Below are 20,529 nucleotides of genomic sequence, written 5' to 3' on the forward strand. Positions count from 1 at the left end.
TTCCATTTTACCAAATAGTTATTCTTTCACTTTCTGGTAAATACATCTTATCTTCTGGAGTTACACTAAATGCTTCATAGAATGGAGTTGTGTTCATCAACGGACCATTTACACGCCACATTGGTGGTGAATGCGAATTGTTGTGCAGCCATAAATGTAAGAACTCATCTTTCATTTTTACCTTCCAAACTCTAGCAACTGAAAGGAAGAATCGCTGATCTGGTGTAAAACCTCCTACCTTGGTAGTGTCCTGCCCTTGCTCAGTCATCTTAAATGCATCGTAGGCAACAGCAATCCCTGCAATATCTGCGGTGTTTTCTCCCACAGTCATTGCACCATTTACATGCATACTGTCTAATACTGTAAATGTGCTATACAAATCGATTACTTGCTTTGTTTTAGATTTAAACTTTGTGTAATCTACTTCTGTCCACCAGTTTTTTACATTACCTTCTTTATCAAACTGTGCACCTTGGTCATCAAAAGTATGGGTAAATTCATGACCAATTACAAAGCCAATACCACCATAGTTAAGTGCATCATCAGCTTCGTTATCGAAGTAAGGAGGTTGCAAAATACCAGCAGGAAAAACTATTTGATTAGCAGATGGATTATTGTAAGCCGTAACCGTTGGAGGCGTGGTAAACCATTCAGCTTTATCTACTGGTTTTCCTAATTTATCAATCTGACGCTGATATCTATCTGCCAAAGCCGACATGATATTTTCAAAATAGGTATCTCTATTCACCTCTACACTGCTGTAATCTTTCCACTTATCAGGATAACCAATTTTCTTAGTAATAGCAGCAAGCTTTTCTTTTGCTTTTATCTTTGTGCTATCGCTCATCCATTCAAGGTTATCGATTCTTTTTGCATAAGCTTTTTGCACATTATTTACCAAAACCAGCATTCTTTTCTTTGCTTCTTCTGGGAAATATTGCTTCACATACAACTGCGCCAATGCATCACCTAAATTGCGATCTACAGCACTGGTAATAATTTCACCACGAGATTTTTGTACCGATTGCCCAGTAAGTATTTTAGAATATTCAAACGAAGCATCTACAAAAGGTTGACTTAAATAATCAGCAAAGTTGGTAAGCGATTGTGCTTTTAAATATACTTTCCAATCTGATACAGGAATTGTACTGAGCAGCTCATTTAGTTTTTCATAATAAGCAGGTTGCCCTACATCAATAGAATCTGTTTGAGCACCTAAATTTACTAGTAATGTTGGCCAAGCTATATTCGGATGCATTTTCTCAAGCTCTGTAACTGCCAATTTATTATAATTAGCTTTTACATCACGAAGTTCCACCCTAGTTCTATGCGAACGAGCAATCTGCTTTTCAATATCATAAACCATCTCTGTATTCATTACTGCTTCAGCACTTGGGCTTCCAGTAAGTTTAAACAGTGCAGTTAGATACGTTTTATAAGCTTGTTGGATGGTTGTAGTCGATGAATCTAATTTAAAATAGTAGCCTCTTTCTGGTAAACCAATTCCAGTTTGATGCACACTGGCTATGTTCATGCTACTATTTTTATCATCTGGAGAAACTCGAAAGCCAATAATTGAATTGTTATAGACTTTTGCTGCATTAGCTACATATTTCATTAGAGATGGAATGTCAGAAATCGCATCAATCTCAGCGAAAATAGGTTTGATAGGCTCGTACCCCAACTTATTAATTGCTGCGGTATCCATACCAGAGGCATAGAAATCACCTACTTTTTGCTCAACGCTACCTTTTGGGAAATCACCTTTAGAAATGCTATCTAAAATTCCCAATAAACGCATTCTTTGTGGGAAATTCATAAACATATAGGCTCCTACTCCTGCTTGGTTCGATGGTATTTGAGCAGAGTCGTACCATATGCCATTTGCATACCTGAAAAAGTTATCTCCGGGACGTAAAGATGGATCGATACCCTTAATTTCTACAATTTTTTTCTCGGGTGATTTGTTACATGCTTGCAACGAGATTACTGCAAGAATGAGAATTAAAAGCTGTCTCATAGTAAGTTAAAAATCATTGTTAGATTGTTGTTGATCTTCTAAATTAAGCATTTTTAGAAGATCTGAGCCTTTTTTAAAAAGCTAATTTCAATAACAATGTGTGCAAAAAGATTTTGTACCAATAAGAAGAATTGAATTCTTAAATTTTAATACAAAACCATCAATTTTAAGAAAATAAGCTACTACAATGCGATTCAAAACTGACTGAAATTGTATTAAGAGATTTCTGTGAAAGTTGAAGTAGGTCTTTAAAATCCTATCATGATAATTTCATTAATTCGTCAATTTTATACTATGTTATAGGTTTTAATTATCGATTGAATTAAGTCGCAGAAACCTTACTGCATTATTATAAAATATATCTGCCTTTTGTTCATAACTTAAGAAGGGTGCTTCATTAATAATCGAGATAGATTCACCTATTAATTCTGGCCAGATAATCATATCAGAACCGAATAGAATTCGCTTTCCAAAACCTGCCAAAACCAATTTTTTGAGATGATATTCATAAAAGTATTCTTTAGGATAAGCCCACATGATACCTCCAATTTCAACATACAATTGCGGATAAGAAACCATCATGGCTATCATCTCATCGATAAAAGGCTCTCCATAATGCATTACTGCAATCCTAAGTTTGGGAAACTTCTTTAACACATCTTCCAACAATAATGGATTAGAGAATTCCACTCTATAATCTGGATAAAGAAATAATGGAGTACCGGGCAAACCACTACCCATATGTATACCTACTGGAATATCGAGTTCTTGCGCCAACTCATAATAAGGAAACATACGTGGGTCATTTGGAGCTATTCCACCATACTGATTTGTGATTTCGCTAAGTACTTTAATATCAAATTTTTGAAGTAGCGTCTTGATACTATCAACAGAAATACTGTCTCTATTAATCCGGAACTGCAAAGCATGTTGAAGTTTATCTGGGAAATAGTCAATCAGTTTTTGGTTTGTAGGTATTGCCCCATTCACAATTGCGTTGAGTTGGTATTTATCAATTTGACCTTTAAGTCTTTCAATATATGCATCATAAGTAGTGGGAGACCAAATTGGATTTTCACAATCTGGATTACTAAAATTTCCCCAGAATATATCCCCATATTCATCTTTGGGATCATAGTGTTCTACTATCGTAGACAAAGGCAAACACATCGCCATAGAATCTGGACTTAGCTCATTTTCTTCTATGGAATGTATATGCATATCTATTATAGGTCCTTTATAAAGTTCGGTGCTTTTAGGGGTGTTTGTTTCATTACTAGTTTTTGTACAAGTTGTTAGCAATAGAAGAGCTATCAACAAAGTTGGGGAATAAAATTTCATGATTATTTTAATATCCTAATTGAGAGGCTTTTATCAATCATATTAAGATAATAACAATAACTACGAATTCTAATTTACTCGCTTAAAATCTCGCTTTTTATATCAGAATAGTAACATATCTAAAACAGTGAAGAATTTTCAGGTTACTTCTTCACACTTTCATTAACTAATTCGCTCACTTTTTCCATTACTTCAGCAGCTTGTATATTACCTTGTGCTGCTTGTTCTTTTACCCAATTATCTTGAACCTCTGTATACTTAGAATCAGTTTTAATTTTTTCAAGCTCTTCTGCTTTTAAATATCGAATTAAAGTTCCCTCCTTTTCCAAGGCTTTCATCTGCAACTTAAAACTTTTGTCCATTACTTTACCAAGAGATTTATAAGCATACATAGCTGCTCTGTGTATCGCCTGCTGATCTTCTGTGCTTAGCTCTTGCCAAGTTTTTTTGTTTATAGTCACCATGTACAAATGACCCAACCACAAATTTTGAGAGACCAACAAGTGCGGTGCATGTTCATATACTTTTAAGTTATATCCGCTATCTACATTTACCATTATACCGTCTAATTTACTCTCTTGCAATGCTTCGTATATTTCATTTCCCCAATGCATTCTTACAGGTATTGCACCTAAATTCTTTAAATAGTCAAGATGCCAAAAGCTCGCAGACCTCCATTTATTAGCTTCTAGTCCATCAATATTGGCTAAAGGCTCACGACTAAAAAAACCAACCGGATAACCTGTACCTAGAAAGATTTTCACAATGTTATTGTTATCCAATTCTGTTGCAAACTGAGGTATAGTTGCATATATTTTTCTAAAAAGTGCTACTTGATCTTTGCCAGATGGCCCTACAGGAAAACTCTTAAAAATCTGGTGTAAGGGTAATTCTTTAGCCGTATATTCAGGAACTACTGTCGACATATCTACTTTGGTTCCATCACTCACAGCTCCAAGTGCTTCGTAGGCAATAGCTAGTTCTCCATTCCAATGGCTTTCTACTTTTAACCTTCCATTAGATTCTCTCTCGATTGCCGGAAAAAATACTTCGTTTAGAAATTTAGTTCGCATACCTTCTAAAGGCTGATGGTCTGAATAGACCAAAACCTTCTGTGCAAATAGAGATTGATTAAAGGATAAAATAGCTAGAATTAAAAGACTAAAAGCTTTAATTTTTGCATAACAAGTCCAGTTCACCTGAACAAACTTCTTGTGAATAATTAGCATAATATGAAATTTGATTAATTGATTTCAGCTTCTACAAAGGAGTTATTAGAAACTTTCGAGGGTATTTAAGCAAATGATTGCCTAAACTCTACTGGCGAAAAATTGGTTTTTGCTTTAAATAATTTGCTAAAAGATTGAGAATGCTCAAAGCCTAATTCCATAGCAATTTCTCCAATAGATAAATTAGTTGTAGATAGTTTAATCTTGGCTGTATCTATAAGTTTGTCGTGTATATGTTGCTGTGTAGATTTACCGGTAAGCGTTTTTAATAGCCTGCTCAAATAGTTAGATGAAATATTTAAAGAGTGAGAAAGAAATTTAACTGTTGGTATGCCAAGTTCAAGTATCTGATTACTATTTACATACTCCTCCAGCACTTCCTCAAATTGATTGATAACAACATTACTACTCTTTTTTCGAGTTAAAAACTGTCTATGGTAAAATCTATCTGAGTAAAGTAGAAAAGATTCTAACTGGTTAATAATTAGATGTTGACTAAACTCATCAATATTGCTATTATACTCTGTTATAATATTTTCTGTAATTACCTTTAGCGTATGTTCTTCTTTAGAAGATAGAAACAAAGCTTCGTTTACAGAATAGTTAAAAAACTCGTAAGATTTAATTGATTTTGCTAAAGCCGTATTCCAAAGAAAGTCTGGATGAAAAAGTATTAGAAAACCTGAGAGATTAGTATTTAGATGTACATCAAAAGAAAACACTTGCCCCGGACCAATAAATGACAATACTCCTTCATCAAAATCATATTCTTGCTGTCCGTATTTCATTTTGCCTTTAAAGCCACGCTTTAAGGCAATTGCATATAAATCAAAAATGAATGTGGTATTTTTTGCATCAACAGCATTATTTATTGTTGCAAAATCTATCACGCTAATCAAAGGATGATCGGGACTCGAAAGTCCTTTGAGTTTATGATACTCAGAAACAGATTTGATTCTATTAATTGCCTGATCTCTCATTGTATTCTAATTTAAGCATTGCTAGAAACTATTCTTGAAGTAAGTAAATAGTTCTGTGTTCTATCTATGCAAATAAAGAGGTTTCTACAATTAAGTTTGTGACCAAATCTAGCTTTGTTGTAGTCAAATTTTAAAAGATGTATTCAATTGCCTATAAAGCAGAAAACTCCTCATTCAATTATTTAAAAATCCCATAAAGATTTTATTGCTTTTCATTAGCTCTAATAACTTTTTACGCTTATCTAAATCATCTAAACTTGTTGATTTATCTTTTCCATTTTTAGCTATTTTATGGAGATAAACACTTTGTACTACCAGTGGTAAATCACTCAAGTTATCTTTTATAACAAAAGCATCTGCATCTACCAAACTAGTTTGAGAAGCTATATTTATAGGGATTACTCCTGTTACATAAATTACAGGAATGTTAGGATTTATTTTTTTTAGAATACTAAAAGCTTCATTGTAGTTAAAGCCAGGAACATGGTAATCTAACAGAACTAAATCTGGTTTTAAATTCTTTAAGTTTTTATTAAAAGACTCTTTATTATCGCATGCTATTATATTCGCTAATATTCCAGCGCTAAATAAGTACCTCTTAATCATTATCTGATCCGCCTCAGAATCTTCCAATAAAAGTATATTTTGTATTTCTAGCATGTTGTTAAACGATATATCATATTAAGCCTTTTTCATGGATTAAATATAGTGCAAAGAATCCCAAACTAAACAACTATTTAAGCAATTTAATTGCACACGACTTAATAATTAATTTGCTTAATATCTATACTCCGGTATTCGTAAAAGTTAGATGTTTAAATAAAACTGATATCACTAAAAACTTATATTTAGAGAACGGAGATTCATAAGGTGGGAAGCTTATTGTAGCGATTTTGTGAGATGTATGGGAAGGAATAAACCTAGAAGACTTTCAAAAATATTTTTGTAAAAGCCTTCTAGAAATTTACTATTTTAATTAACTCCTATTTTTTCGAGTTCGACTGTGAAATGGCGCATAATCGGTGCTTCCCATTTTATTTCATAGCCAAACTTTGCCTCGTGGCGAGTATCGTAGATATTCTTTAAAGCAACTGCTACATATTCCATATGCGAAAGTGTGTAAGTTCGTCTTGGTATAGCCAATCTTACCAACTCTAATTTCGGATATCTGTTATCTCTCGTAACCGGATCTCTATCAGCCATAATGGTTCCGATTTCGACTCCTCTAATACCAGCAGTGATATATAACTCGATGGCCAGAGCTTGAGCACGATATTCTGTTTTAGCAATGTTAGGCACAAACCTATCGGCATCTACATAGATTGCATGGCCGCCAAATGGTTGTTGCACGGGTACGCCAAATTCAACTAATCTATTTCCTAAATAGTGGACTTGCTGTATTCTGCTTTCTAAATAATCAAACTCGGTTGCTTCGTCTAGTCCGCAGGCTAATGCTCCCATATCGCGACCCGACATACCACCATATGTAATAAAACCTTCATACATAATATTAAAAGTGGTACACTGCTGATAAACTTGAGCATCTCTCAAACTTATAAAACCACCCATGTTTACTATGCCATCTTTCTTTGCACTCATCGTCATGCCATCTCCGTAAGAGAACATTTCTTTTACAATTTCTTTGATGGTTTTATCTGCAAACTCCTCTTCTCTCACTTTAATGAAATAAGCATTCTCGGCAAAGCGAGCAGAGTCGAAGTATAAAGGAATATTATATTGCTTACAAAGCTCAGATACTTCTCGAATATTCTGCATCGATACAGGTTGACCACCAGCAGTATTACAGGTTAATGTTAAAATTACAAAGGGGATCTTCTCTAAAGACGTGGATGCAATAACATTTTGCAGTTTTTGTATATCTACATTTCCTTTAAAAGGATGGAGGCTTGAGGTATCAAAAGCTTCGTCGATTGTGCAATCTACAGCAGTTGCATTTCTAAATTCGATGTGCCCTTTTGTGGTATCGAAATGAGAATTGCCGGGCACCAAATCACCCGCTTTCACTAATGAAGAAAACAAAACGTTTTCTGCTGCTCTACCTTGATGAGTCGGTATAAAATATGGGAAACCTGTTAAATCTCTTACCATAGATTGTAGTTTTTCGAAAGAACGCGAACCTGCATAACTTTCGTCACCCTGCATCATTTCTGCCCATTGCATATCAGACATGGCGCCTGTACCAGAATCTGTAAGCAAATCGATAATTACCTTGTCACTAGATAGCTTGAATAAGTTATACTTGGCTTCTTTAATCCATTGCTTACGTTCTTCAATAGTAGATTTTTTGATCGATTCCACCATTTTTATTTTATAGGGCTCTATATATGGTAATTGCATTTTAAACTTCTTTAAATGTTTGAATTGTAAGATTTTAATTAAAATTCTGATACAGCAAAGCCATAGACCAATGGTCTAAATGCCGACATTTAAAAATTCTTTATTGCGATCTAGTAATATTATTTAGATATACTAGTCGTAATTAACGAATTGTGTCAAGACTGAAAATCAGAAGAAAAAAGCTATTAGCAATAGTGGTAAGAGTCCCTATTTTTAATGTTTCGAAAGGTGAAATGAAAGGAGTTTCTTTGTGTTTTCATAACAAGCACAAATTAATAGAAATCGAAAGATATTTGCAAATCAGAAATTCATTAATACCTTAGAGCTTACTCGCAAAGCTAGAAAGCATAATGCTATACAAATAGGAATTATAATTTAAGCCTGCCATTGTTATAAAGCCAGAAACCCAAATTTATATAGGTAGTAAGTCGACTATCCACGTCCGATTATCTACTATTCAGTACTAGTCATCCATTCTGTTTTTTGAGAATACCTTATCGCCTTATCATTATCATATAAATTTTAATGGAACTCAAAAAACGAATAACATGAAACTTATTTTAAGTATTTTTTTCTCTTTCTTTTTAACTATTACTGCTTTTTCTCAAAGCTCTTTTGATGGGATTGAAGATAAAATTTATCAAGCTTTTGGGCAATGCTTTATGCAATCGGATGATGATCCTTTAATGCAAGTGATTTCAGAATTAGAAACTGCTGTTGAAAGTGAGGAAAACCCTTGGGCAAAATATTGGCTCGCTAATGCGAAGATTGATTTAAGTCTCTATTATATGAAGTCTTCTGAAAGCGACAACGAAGCTGCTTCACAAACAATGGATGAAGCCATTAATATATTAGAAGAAATTAAAGATAAAAATACTGAAGAATATGCGCTATTGGCTCGTGCTTTAGGTATCAATATTAGCATCAATCCATCAAAGGCTATGAATTTGAGTGCAAAAGTCAACACTAATATTAAGAAATCGCTAAAACTGAATGATAACAATTTAAGAGCTTATTTGCAGTCAGGTTCAAGTGATTTTTATACTCCTGAAGAGTACGGAGGCGGAAAAATTGCAGAATCTCAATTTTTGAAAGCATTGAGCCTACCAGACAAAACTATAGATGAAGCCGCTGCACCAACTTGGGGAAGAGATGAGGTTTATTATATGTTAGTGAGTTTTTACCTACGAGAAGAAAATTACGATCAGGCTAAAATATTCCTAAATAAAGGTTTAAAAGAGTTTCCCGAAAATCAAAGATTGGCATCTCTTTCTTCTAAAATATAATACCTCAATATCCTCTCAAATATTTGGCTCTGGTGTCAATTTCCAGAGCTTCAACTCTTCATAAATTCATGAAAACTATCACGCTTCTTCTCCTATTTTTTAGCCTGCAAGCTTTTGGGCAAACCAAAATATCAGGAATTATTACTGATGAAAAAGATAATCCGGTAGCTTATGCCAATGTCTATTTAGATCAAATTTATGATGGATCTGTCAGTAACGAATCTGGTAAATTTAGCTTTACAACCGAAGCAACTGGTGGAGTAAAATTGGTGGTGAGTTATATCGGATATAAAAAGTATCAAAAATCGCTAACATTAGAAGGAGACAATATAGAACTAAAAATAAAATTGAAATCGAATTCAAATGAATTACAAACAGTTGAGATTTCGGCTGGTTCGTTTGAGGTTTCAGATAAAAAACAATCCGTTGTATTAAAACCGCTAGATGTGGTTCAAACTCCGGGTTCACAAGCAGACATTTATGCGGCCTTGCAAAGTTTACCTGGTGCTCAACAAGTGGGTAACGAATCCGGATTGTTTGTAAGAGGTGGTACTGCTTCAGAAACCAAAACTATAATAGATGGTATGTTGGTGAATAAACCTTTTTTTAGTGATGTGCCCGATATTCCTCAAAGAGGTAGGTTTTCTCCTTTTTTATTTAGTGGAGTGGCTTTTAGTACGGGTGGATATTCTGCGGAATATGGTCAGGCTTTATCTTCTGTTCTCATTCTAGATAGCGAAAAATTACCCGAAAATCCATCTACAAATATCGGTATTATGCCTTTACTTGGTGCAAGTGTAACACATAACAGAAAATTTGGTGAATTAGCTGTTTCTGGCGGTTTGCGTTATAACAACTTACAGCCTTACTTCAGTGTAAACAAACAAAGAGTAAACTGGGATAAAGCACCAGAATCTTTCGGCACTTCTCTGGTAATGCAAAAAGAAGGTGATAATGGCAGTATGGCTAAATTGTTTGTTAATTACGATAATTCTCGCATTAAACTTTCTTATGATGGTTTGAATAGTGAAGAACAGTTTTACAACAAAAATCAAAACTTATTTGCCAGTGCATCTATGGTATTTCCTATGGGCAAAGAGTGGATTTTGTATAGCGGAGTTTCCTTGAATTTTAATGAAGATGATATGGGAACAGAGAAAGATATATTTCCAGCCACTGAGCGAATGTTTATGGCTAAACTAAGAGCAGAAAGAGAACTGTATAATGGGATGGATATAAAGTTTGGTGGAGAAGTGCAACATCAAAATGACGATTACCAGTTTAATCAATACTTTAGTTCTGTAAATGGAAATTACGAAGCTTTCTTTGCAGAATCAAACATTCATTTGGGAAATAGATTGGCTTTTAGAGCAGGTGTTAGATTGGAAAATAATAGCATCATCAATAAACAAAACATTGCACCAAGGCTTTCAATGGCATATAAAACTGGCGAAAAAACACAAGTCTCTTTAGCTTATGGCAAGTTTTATCAGCAACCAGAATCAGATTATTTGAGGAGGCAAACTAGTCTTGGTTTTGAAAATGCCACCCATTATATTGCTAATTTCCAATGGATTGAAGAAAACAGATATACTTTCAGAACAGAAGTTTATTACAAAGACTACGATCAATTGGTATTAGGCGATCCTTATTCAGAGGAGTTTAATACCGAAACCATGAGCTTTGGCTACAGTAATGGTGGAAATGGATATGCAAAAGGCATTGATCTTTTTTGGCGAGATGAAGCGACAATCCCGAATTCAGATTATTGGATTTCTTATTCTTATATTGATTCTGAAAGGTATTTTCGAGATTATCCTATAAAAGCAGCGCCAGACTTTATCGCAAATCATACATTAAATCTCATATATCGATATTCGATTTCTAGCATTAGAAGTAAAATATCTGCTAGGTATGCATTTGCAACTGGTAGGCCATATAACAATCCAACTACAGAGATATTTATGAATGCACAAACACCTAATTACCATAACTTTAGTGCCGACTTTTCTTACCTCACTAATGTTTGGGGACACTTTGCGGTTTGCGTGTTTTCTGTAAAAAACCTGTTTAATACAGATAACATTTTTGGCTACGAATATTCTCCTGATGGAATGGATCGAACAGCGAAAAGATCTGCTGGTTTGAGAAGTATCTTTTTTGGGATTTTTATCTCGATGGAGCACAAAAAAAGTAATTAATCTAGATTTTTAGTAAATCATTGGATGTGCTACATTTATAAAAATTAAAACATATATAATGAGTGAGAAAGTAGAAAAAGATGTAAACAGTATATTTAGAACTCCATTATATCATATCGTATTTTGGGCTTTACTTTGGCTTGTTTTTTCTATTAGAGATTTGGTTTGGCATAATAACCTCATGCATAATTTACTAAACCAAAGTATCAATTTTATTTTCTACACTGGTATTAGCTATCTCAATATTTTTTACATCATTCCAAAATACTGGGAAAAACAAAAATATCTACAGTTCAGTATTTTGCTATTGCTTACAATGGGTATCGTAACTTTTATCAATACTCAGATTATTTCTACTTGGCTTGGATTTTTAGGCGCTACTGAAGCTGCTGAATTATTTTCTACTGTAGAAGGATTTATTATAAACCTAACAGAAGTGGTTTTAATCGTATTGATTTCGATGAGCACATATCTGATAATACAGCAAGCTATAAAAGATAAATATGCTGAAGAGCTAAAGAAAAAAAATTTAGAAACCGAGTTACAATTACTTAAAAGTCAGATAAATCCTCATTTTTTGTTTAACTCACTCAACAGTATTTATGTACATATACCAAGAACTGCTGAGCTAGCTAGGGAAACTTTAGAAAAGTTATCTGATTTACTTAGCCATCAAATTTATGATATAGGTCAATCGAAAGTATCTTTACTTAAAGAGATATCTCATTTAAAAAACTTTAGTGCGATAGAAGAAATCCGGAACGGAAACCAAGTAGCCTTTAACTTAGAACTGGATGAAGAAGAAGAATTGGCGTCGATTGAGGTTGCTCCTATGCTATTTATTCCTTTTGTAGAAAATGCATTTAAGCATAGCAAAAACTCTGGGAAATTAGATTTTTTCGTAAAAGTTCAAATAAGCTTTAAAGATGATGAACTTAGATTTAAGTGTATAAATTCTTATGAGCCAGAAGATTATGAACCTTTAAAAGGTGGATTAGGATTAGCTAATGTAAAACGAAGATTAGACCTGAGTTATCCTAACAAACATACGCTTAATATAAATGATGTTGATGGTATTTATGAAGTAGATTTAAAATTGAAAGTTTATGAAAATTAAATGCCTAGTTATAGATGATGAATTTCCAGCCAGAAAAGGATTGGAAGATTATATAAACGATGTGAGTTTTCTTGAACTTGTCGGCCTTTGTGAAAATGCACTAATAGCCAATGAGATAATTCAAGAACAACAAATTGATTTAATCTTTCTAGATATTAATATGCCAAAGCTCAATGGACTTGAATTCTTAAAATCGTTAGACTCACCTCCACTCACTATTTTTACTACAGCTTATAGAGAGTTTGCCATCGAAAGCTACGACTTAAAAGCTGTTGACTACTTAATGAAACCAATTCCGTTTAGCCGTTTTATGAGTGCTGTAAACAAGGCTAAAGAACTTATAGAATTGAAAAATACCAATACGAAACCTTCTACAGAAAATCATTTTTTTATAAAAGAAGATGGGAATTTGGTGAAAATCTTATTCGAAGATATTCTGTTTATAGAAGCCATGCAGGATTATGTGAAAATCTCTATGAAAAATATAAACAATCCACATGTGGCTTTAATTTCCCTCAAAAGCATAGAGCAACAACTACCATCAAATGCTTTTATAAGAGTGCATAAGTCGTTTATAATTGCTATTGAAAAAGTAGAAAGAATAGAAGGCAACTTGCTGCACATAAGAGAAAAGGTAATTCCAATTGCAAAAAACCTAAGAGAAAAAGTACTAAATGCCATTGTAGGAGATAAACTTTGGAAACGGAATTAAAATCAATTTTTCACTTCGTACAACTAGAGAATTTATATATAGAAATTTAAAGAAGGTTATATCCTTATAGAAGAATATAACCCCTAAAATTTTTGTCATCAAATAGCAGAAAACTTAAGGTGATAAATCACTTACAGTTCTAAATTTTTTGCCTAAACCAGATGTGGTTGAAACATTAAAGAAGCCGACTATCTCAGACCCATTTTCTGCTGTACTATAAATATTGCAGGAGACATTTGCCAATGCTGTGGCAGTAAGCAATTCTGAAATACCACCATCTTTATTGGTTTGGGTGATCACCTCAGACATATACGAAAATGAAGCTTCTGTGAGCGAATTAATTTCTACATAAATTGAATCTAGAAAAGTTAAAGGTGATGCTCTAAATCCATCATCGTCTGTTTCATTTGCATTAATTCCTTCTCTCACATTAGAAATAAAAGTAACTCCATCTAATCCACCAGAGTTTTTGCTAGCATCATAAGCAATGTTTAGCTCACTTGGTTTGGTAAGTAATGTTCCATTTTTATAAGTCTTAATCCAATAAGTATCGCCTGTTCCTACTGGGTCTACTGCCCAAAACTCAGCAATATATTCATCCTTCATTCTACCTTCTTTTACCTCAAGATAAATACTAATACTATCTACTTGCGGAACTCTACCAGCAGTACTAGTTGAAGTAAATTCCTCTCCATCCACAATCACACTAAGCGTGTATGTTCTGCCTTCAACTACCAAATTGCTTGTAGTACTATCTGGAACCCACACATATGCGCCTTCATCTGAGTCGGTATCTTCAGTAAATGTAAAAGTATTTTGCTCACTGTCTGTAATAGTGACTTCTGCCCCAGAAACCACAGGAGGTAATTCATCATCAAAATAATCTTGCGTGGTGGTGAGGTAAATGTATTGTTCTCCTGATTTATCGTTTACCCAAGCATCTATATTTAAAATCGGAGTTGAAGAGCCCGTATCTACTGTTATTTCATCATCACAAGCAATCAAAACTAAAGAGATTATGCATAACGAAAAATAGGTTTTGGCTTTATCCAATATATGTTTACTTATCATTTTATTAAAAATTAAAGTTGTAAGAAAAAGAAGGAACCATGGTACCAATTATTGATACTTTATGTGCTTCGGTTCCTAAAACCTGACCTGTAGAAACTCGATAATCTGATTGGGTAAAATAGATCGAAAAAGCATTCTGATGCGCATAAACATTATAAATTGAAAATACCCAATAGTCTTTCACTTTCCTTTTTTTACCATTGTTTTTATGAGTTTTACCTTCCATTCTTAATGAAAGATCGAGCCTGTGATATGGACTTAATCTCACATTGTTTCTAGTATTTCCTGAGTTATATGGAATTACAATTCCTTGTGAAATATATTTCTGATTCGGGAATGTAGTTGGCGTACCTGTGGCAAAAGCAAAGTCCGAAGTAATTGTCCATCTGCCATTGAATTTATAGCTGCCCACCACTTTTAAATTGTGCAATTGATCGTATCTTGATAAATACCAGTCGCCATTATTTATGCCATCTACTTTTAACTCAGACCTACTTAATGTGTAGCTCACCCAACCGGTAAAAGTACCAGTCTTTTTCTGCAAGTATAATTCTAATCCGTAAGACCTACCAAGACCGCTCAACAACTCACCTTCTAGATATTCATTTCCCAACAGTTCGGCTCCATTAATATAATCAACCTCATTTTCAGATTTCTTATAAAAAACTTCTGCCGAAAACTCATAATCATTTTCTTTATGATTAAAAGCTTTAAAATATCCTAGTGCAAATTGATCACCTACAGTAGGTTTTAAATTATTTGAACTCGGAGTCCAGATATTAAGTGGGTTCGAAGCTGTTGAGTTTGATATAAAATGAATGTATTGTGCCATTCGGTTATAGCTCATCTTGATAGACTCATTATTGTTCAATCCGACCTTAATGGCAAGTCTGGGTTCTGGTGTAGTATAAGAAGCAATTGTTTCTCCACTGTTATAAGATTTTTCTTCCACCACAGTTCTACGAAGCCCTGGAATAGTATCATTATAGAAAGCTGCTGAACCCGGACCAACTAACCTAAAATTAGAAACCCTCAAACCGTATTTTACTTCAATCGCATCGAATATTTTAAATTGATGCGACAAATACGCAGCAGACTCAGAAGCATATTTTCTGTCTAAGCTGGTATCAATAAATTCACCATCATTTGTACCGTAAGTGGTTGATGGTTCGAAGTTGTAATAGTTGCCTTCTACACCGAAAGAGAGTTCTGAGTTTTCGGAGATAAAATAATTGAAATCTGGTTTAATCTTATAATTAGTGATGGATGACGTCCAATCATATGTATTTTCTTCGTCTTCTTCGAAAGAAAGCTGATACTCGTAATTACTTAAAACTGCTGAAACATTAGCCTGAAACCGATCATTAAACTTATAATTCCATCTTAAAGTACCAGTTTTATTTCCCCAACTAAATCCACCATCTTCTGCAAAGCCAAAATTATCTTTTCCTAAAAATCCAGAAAGATAAATGGTACTTTTATTACCTAGTTTATAATTACTCTTTAGCGTTAAATCGTAAAAATTGAGGCCTAGCCCTTCAAAATCGTCATCGAACAATGCTGTTAGTCCATCAATGTAAGACCTTCTGGCAGCAACTAAAACAGAACCTTTATTTTTTACAATAGGAGTCTCTACTGCTAAACGACTAAAGATTACTCCTACTCCACCATTTACCTCGGTTTTCTCTAAATTACCTTCTTTCAAGTTTACATCTAATACCGAACTTAATCGCCCTCCATAATCTGCTGGAATTCCACCTTTATAAAGTTTTACATCTTCTACTGCATCTGGATTAAACACAGAGAAAAAACCAAGCATGTGCGAAGAATTATACAATGGAGCTTGATCCATTAGCACCAAGTTTTGCCCAACACTTCCACCTCTTACATTAAAACCAGAAGAGCCCTCTCCTACAGAACTTACACCCGGTAAAAACTGTAAACTTTTTACAATATCTACTTCACCCATTAAGGCAGGCAGTTTCTTAATTACCTTTATATCAAGCTTGTTTACGCTCATCTCAATATTTTGTACATCGATGGAGCTATTCTCATCTTCAGCCAAAATTTCAACTTCTTCTAATCTTTCTGTAGCTTGTTCTAATGCAACATTTATATTAAAACTTTTAGTCAAGTTTACAGTCTTTGTTGTTTTTTGATAGCCTATGTAACTATAAGTAAGATTGTAAGTACCTGCTGCCAGATTTATAGAATAAAATCCATCTAAATTGGTTGTGCTTCCCCCATTAATCTCTTTTATAATAACAGAAACACCAACTAACTTTTCACCAGTTGTAGCATCTGTTACATTACCACTCAGGGTAAATTTATCCTGAGAAAATACATTATGGGTAAGTATAAATAATATGAATAAGCATATTATTTTATTGAAAGTGATTAGTCTCATTATTTGTTGTTGAGTAATGGTAAAAGAGTTTTCTGGTGTTTTGCATTAAAAATGTAGGAGACATTAAAGTTTAAATTAAAACCTCTTACTGCAGTTATTGATCCTGCATCATCAAACTCTGCGGAATGAATATATCTCAATTCACTCCCTACAATAAATCGTTTTTTAAACCGAAAGCCAAGACCTGTACCTATGGTGGTATGTAAGGTCATTCGTCGGTCGCCATTCATACTACCTCCCATGCTCCCTTCAAATGACGTAACAGACATAGGACCAGAACCAATAAAGAAATATGGCCTGTAATTAAATTGACTGAAAGCGTATTTTAAGCCCACAGTTAAACTGGTAATTGTACCTCTTACCATTTTACCAGAGGCTTCTTCTTTGGGTGTCGAGAGTTTACTATAATCTACAAACCAACCGATGGAATCGCTCATCCATTTAGAAATCTCGAAACCCATATAGGTATGATGGTCACTTAAATCTACATCAATACCATCGGAGGGTTCAGTTTTAACAGCGCTTATTAATGACAAAAAACCTCCATGAAGCGTAAACATTACACGCTTGTGATAACTGAATTTTATAAGCGAGTCTATAGGTGAAAGCCGTTCTTCTTTAACCTTAGGCTCCCAAAGCTCATACTGAGTCTCAGTTGTATGATCACTTGCTAGAAGATTGTTGATGGCATTGGTAATATTATACGTCTGCTCTGTAGGTAGATATTGAAAACTAGCAAGCTTATCCGGATACGCTTTGTTAAACTGCTCTACTAAGCAACTATTACTTTCGTCTGTTATCAAGTAAATCCTATTTCTATCTATAAGAAAGCTTTTATACAGATTTTCTGTGATATACTGAATAAAATCAACATCACTGGAAACACTATCTTCACAATTCCATTGCTTGGCATAAGCATTGGGAAACACCAAATGTGCATCATACTTTACATTTGCCCATATCTCATCTAAATAAAATACCTCTTTGGCATTGTTACCATTTTTATGGAGAATAATTATTAGTGGTTTATTTGTAGATACTTTATCTAATTTTACTTTTTTGTATAAATAAGTTCTATCCTTTCCCTGTATAGGAGCTGTAAAAAACCTTTGAGCATGCAGAAAAGAATGGAAAAATAGCAATGCACTAACTATTAGAAATAATCTCATTCGCTGGTTTGAATTTTTTTTAATGATAACAAGTATTCTCAGCTCTGAAATCGCTTTTAGAAGTTTGCGTGCATTTTATAGACAAAGTATTGTATTTTGTATATGAGGAAATTGGGAGTTGGGGTTGCATCTTAAGCTCATTTGAAAATAATGTACTCAAAACTTATTTAAAATTATCATTCTAATTTCACCTCAAAACAAAATTTTCTAGATCACTTCAGTAGTCTTCTTACTGATTTGGGCAGTACTATAAATGTGTGTATAACTTTACTGATAATTAAGAAGATGAAAAAAGTATTTGAGTTTTTGTTGTTATTCTCCATTTTATTGAGTGCTTGTGGTAAGAAGATGCCAACAGTTGAAGATAAGGGAAATGAAGTAAATTCGCTTGGTCAAACTGTTTATCAAGATGTTCCTTACATTCAGGAATACAGTGTGAAATACTACCTATCCAAAGAGCAACAAAACCTCAAACTGAAATCTATCTCTCAAGACCGGAATGGAAATATCCGAATCTTATCTGATAAGGGATTACTTATGCCAGAGAATGGAAATCTATTTTATTCTGGAAAATTAACAAAAGACATCTCATACACACCTCTTGAATCAAAAAATATAGCTTCTATCATCACTGCTGATAGGCAGACCATTTATCTAGATGATCAATACATTTTTAGTAATGCATGGGCAGGTAAAATTCAAATAGAGCACAAAATGCCACAAGCCAATGTTTTTGCAAAAGGAAGTGATTTCAACTTTCTGGTTTCAGATCAAAATACACTTGCATTCATTGATGAAAACGGTAACAAAATTTGGACGAGTTCTTACAAAGATGTAATTAATCTCATTTATGATAATACCAATAACCGTTTTTTAATAGTAAGCCCAAATGCTATCACAGAGTTTAGTAAAGACCAAACTATAAATATTCTACTAGAAAGAAATGGAATTACGAGTGCCGCCTTGTTTGATGGAAAAGTAGTTGTTGGAACAAAAGAAGGTTATCTCTTTCTCTCAGAAAATAAACTTATAAAAAATCTGCCTTGGCCAGAAATCACCACGGTAAAAGAAATTTATGGAGAACTTTGGTTTGGCAGTACTAAAGGAACTTTTAAGCTAAACAAAAATGGTAAGTATAGTTACTTTGCTGGAGAAAGATGGCTACCGGGAAATGAAGTAACAGCTTTAGCAGAAGGTAAAGATAACAGTGTCTTAATTCTCACTGATAAAGGTTTGGGTAAAATCATTTTACAAGAAATGACTCTGGAAGCAAAAGCCATGTTTTATGAAAAACAGGTTCGAGAAAAAAATATTCGCTATGGATTTAACTGTAGTGTAAGTAGCTTGGATAATGGCTATGCTTCTGCTAAAATGAACCATCAACCAAGTGATAATTTATGGACCGCTATGTATTTGGCAAGTCAACTTTACAGATACAAAGTAACCGAATCAGAAGAAGCCAAATTGAATGCCTACGAAGCATTCGAAGCAATGGAACGTTTGCACACAATTACAAATATTGATGGTCTTTTTGCACGAAGTTTCGAAAGAGATTACATTGTAGTAAACACTAAAAAGAAAGGTTGGGAAAAGACAGAAATTGAAACAGGAAGCCCTGCTAAAATGTGGATACAAGGTGCTGATCATGAAAATTGGACTTGGAGATCAACTGCTAGTAGCGACCAAGCTGTGGGGCAAATATTCGCCCTTACTGCTGTGCTCGAATTGGCAGATGATGAAGATTGGAAAAAACGAGCATTGAAATGCCTCGATGACATGATGGGATACATCGTCGAAAATGACATGTATATTATCGATATAGATGGTGAGCCAACACTTTGGGGAAAATGGAATCCTGATTACGTGAACAGTTTTCCAACAAATGTGGGAGATAGAAGATTGTATTCATCCAATATAATTGCCTTTTTACAAACAGCATACAAATTTACTGGTAAAGAAAAGTACAAGGAAAAAGCCTATGAATTGATGGAAAAGGATGGCTACCTTGAAAATTTACTGAGACCAATAAGTAAAATTAGCCCTAGTGATGAAGACGAATGGAGCAAAAATCTTTCTCATGAATGGAATCACTCAGATGATGAAATGTATTTTCTGGCATACCAAGGTCTATATCAATATGCTTTTGATAATCAATTAAAAGAACAATATAAAGCTAGTATTAAAGACCATTGGATGGTTGAGAGGCCAGAGAAAAATGCATTATGGAATTTTATTTATTCTCAAACTGGTGAAAAGGAAATTGATTTAGATGCATCAATATTATATCTCAAAAACTATCCAATGGATCTGAGAAACTGGGCTGTACACAACTCACATAGAAAAGATATAGAATTGCTTCCTGAGAACTTTAGAAATCAGACAACGAAAGAATTATTACCTCTTGCAGAACTGCCATTGCATAGACACAATGGAGATATTTTTAAACTTGATAAAGAAGGTAATGGTGATCAATTAATTAGTGCGGGAGATGTTTGGCTGTTGCCTTATTGGATGGGTCGATACTATGGATTGATTAGCGCGCCAACAGAAAATATGAATTCGAAAACTAATAATATGTAAAAATAAAAGCTCCTAATTATACAAATTGGCTATGTAAATTAGGAGCTATATTTTAAGT

14 protein-coding genes are annotated in these 20,529 nt (G+C 33.9%); 5 read left to right on the top strand and 9 right to left on the bottom strand.

The genetic code is table 11. The annotated features are described in order from the left end of the window. Window positions 1-7 precede the first annotated feature (7 nt). The 6 genes from OQ292_RS25300 to tnaA all read right to left on the bottom strand — a co-directional run bounded on the left by OQ292_RS25300 (window position 8) and on the right by tnaA (window position 7,928). Window positions 8-2,020: a M13 family metallopeptidase gene (locus OQ292_RS25300; RefSeq protein ID WP_284686971.1), complete on the bottom strand. Its 2,013-nt coding sequence runs from the start codon at window positions 2,018-2,020 to the stop codon at window positions 8-10. Between the two features lie 306 nt (window positions 2,021-2,326). Next, window positions 2,327-3,361 (bottom strand): amidohydrolase family protein, encoded by a 1,035-nt coding sequence (locus OQ292_RS25305; RefSeq protein WP_284686972.1) that lies wholly within the window; start codon window positions 3,359-3,361, stop codon window positions 2,327-2,329. A gap of 143 nt (window positions 3,362-3,504) precedes the next feature. Next, window positions 3,505-4,590, bottom strand: a complete 1,086-nt coding sequence (gene dctP, locus OQ292_RS25310) for a TRAP transporter substrate-binding protein DctP (protein WP_284686973.1) — start codon at window positions 4,588-4,590, stop codon at window positions 3,505-3,507. Between the two features lie 65 nt (window positions 4,591-4,655). Continuing rightward, complete coding sequence (locus OQ292_RS25315) at window positions 4,656-5,570, bottom strand: helix-turn-helix domain-containing protein (protein ID WP_284686974.1); 915 nt, start codon at window positions 5,568-5,570, stop codon at window positions 4,656-4,658. A 174-nt stretch (window positions 5,571-5,744) separates the two neighbouring features. Beyond that, the gene (locus OQ292_RS25320) at window positions 5,745-6,230 is read right to left on the bottom strand and encodes a response regulator (protein WP_284686975.1); all 486 of its coding nucleotides are present in this window, start codon (window positions 6,228-6,230) and stop codon (window positions 5,745-5,747) included. Window positions 6,231-6,542: 312 nt separating this feature from the next. After that, the gene (gene tnaA / locus OQ292_RS25325; RefSeq protein WP_284686976.1) at window positions 6,543-7,928 is read right to left on the bottom strand and encodes a tryptophanase TnaA; all 1,386 of its coding nucleotides are present in this window, start codon (window positions 7,926-7,928) and stop codon (window positions 6,543-6,545) included. Between the two features lie 548 nt (window positions 7,929-8,476). Between tnaA and OQ292_RS25330 the strand changes: the two genes are divergently transcribed. From OQ292_RS25330 to OQ292_RS25345, 4 genes are all read left to right on the top strand, one after another. After that, entirely contained in the window at window positions 8,477-9,214 is a 738-nt protein-coding gene (locus tag OQ292_RS25330) for a hypothetical protein (protein WP_284686977.1), read from the top strand. A gap of 68 nt (window positions 9,215-9,282) precedes the next feature. After that, window positions 9,283-11,415 carry a TonB-dependent receptor gene (locus OQ292_RS25335; protein WP_284686978.1) on the top strand — a complete coding sequence of 711 codons (2,133 nt, stop codon included), beginning with the start codon at window positions 9,283-9,285 and terminating at the stop codon, window positions 11,413-11,415. 58 nt (window positions 11,416-11,473) lie between these two features. Then, complete coding sequence (locus OQ292_RS25340) at window positions 11,474-12,532, top strand: sensor histidine kinase (RefSeq protein WP_284686979.1); 1,059 nt, start codon at window positions 11,474-11,476, stop codon at window positions 12,530-12,532. Next, complete coding sequence (locus OQ292_RS25345) at window positions 12,522-13,244, top strand: LytR/AlgR family response regulator transcription factor (RefSeq protein ID WP_284686980.1); 723 nt, start codon at window positions 12,522-12,524, stop codon at window positions 13,242-13,244. The genes OQ292_RS25340 and OQ292_RS25345 overlap by 11 nt, the downstream gene beginning before the upstream one ends. Before the next feature lie 114 nt (window positions 13,245-13,358). On the opposite strand, the gene OQ292_RS25350 is transcribed toward OQ292_RS25345, so the two are convergent. Genes OQ292_RS25350 through OQ292_RS25360 form a run of 3 tightly spaced genes read right to left on the bottom strand, consistent with a single transcriptional unit; the run spans window position 13,359 to window position 17,891 of the window. Further along, complete coding sequence (locus OQ292_RS25350; RefSeq protein WP_284686981.1) at window positions 13,359-14,315, bottom strand: DUF4249 family protein; 957 nt, start codon at window positions 14,313-14,315, stop codon at window positions 13,359-13,361. Window positions 14,316-14,319: 4 nt separating this feature from the next. Next, on the bottom strand, window positions 14,320-16,722 hold the full coding sequence (locus OQ292_RS25355; protein ID WP_284686982.1) for a TonB-dependent receptor: 2,403 nt from the start codon (window positions 16,720-16,722) through the stop codon (window positions 14,320-14,322). Beyond that, complete coding sequence (locus OQ292_RS25360; protein WP_284686983.1) at window positions 16,722-17,891, bottom strand: acyloxyacyl hydrolase; 1,170 nt, start codon at window positions 17,889-17,891, stop codon at window positions 16,722-16,724. The genes OQ292_RS25355 and OQ292_RS25360 overlap by 1 nt, the downstream gene beginning before the upstream one ends. A 285-nt stretch (window positions 17,892-18,176) precedes the next feature. On the opposite strand from OQ292_RS25360, the gene OQ292_RS25365 reads away from it, so the two are divergent. After that, window positions 18,177-20,471 (top strand): ligand-binding sensor domain-containing protein, encoded by a 2,295-nt coding sequence (locus tag OQ292_RS25365; protein WP_284686984.1) that lies wholly within the window; start codon window positions 18,177-18,179, stop codon window positions 20,469-20,471. The last annotated feature ends 58 nt before the right edge of the window (window positions 20,472-20,529 follow it).

Origin of the sequence: Chondrinema litorale (assembly GCF_026250525.1) — a bacterium.
GTDB lineage: Bacteria > Bacteroidota > Bacteroidia > Cytophagales > Flammeovirgaceae > Chondrinema > Chondrinema litorale.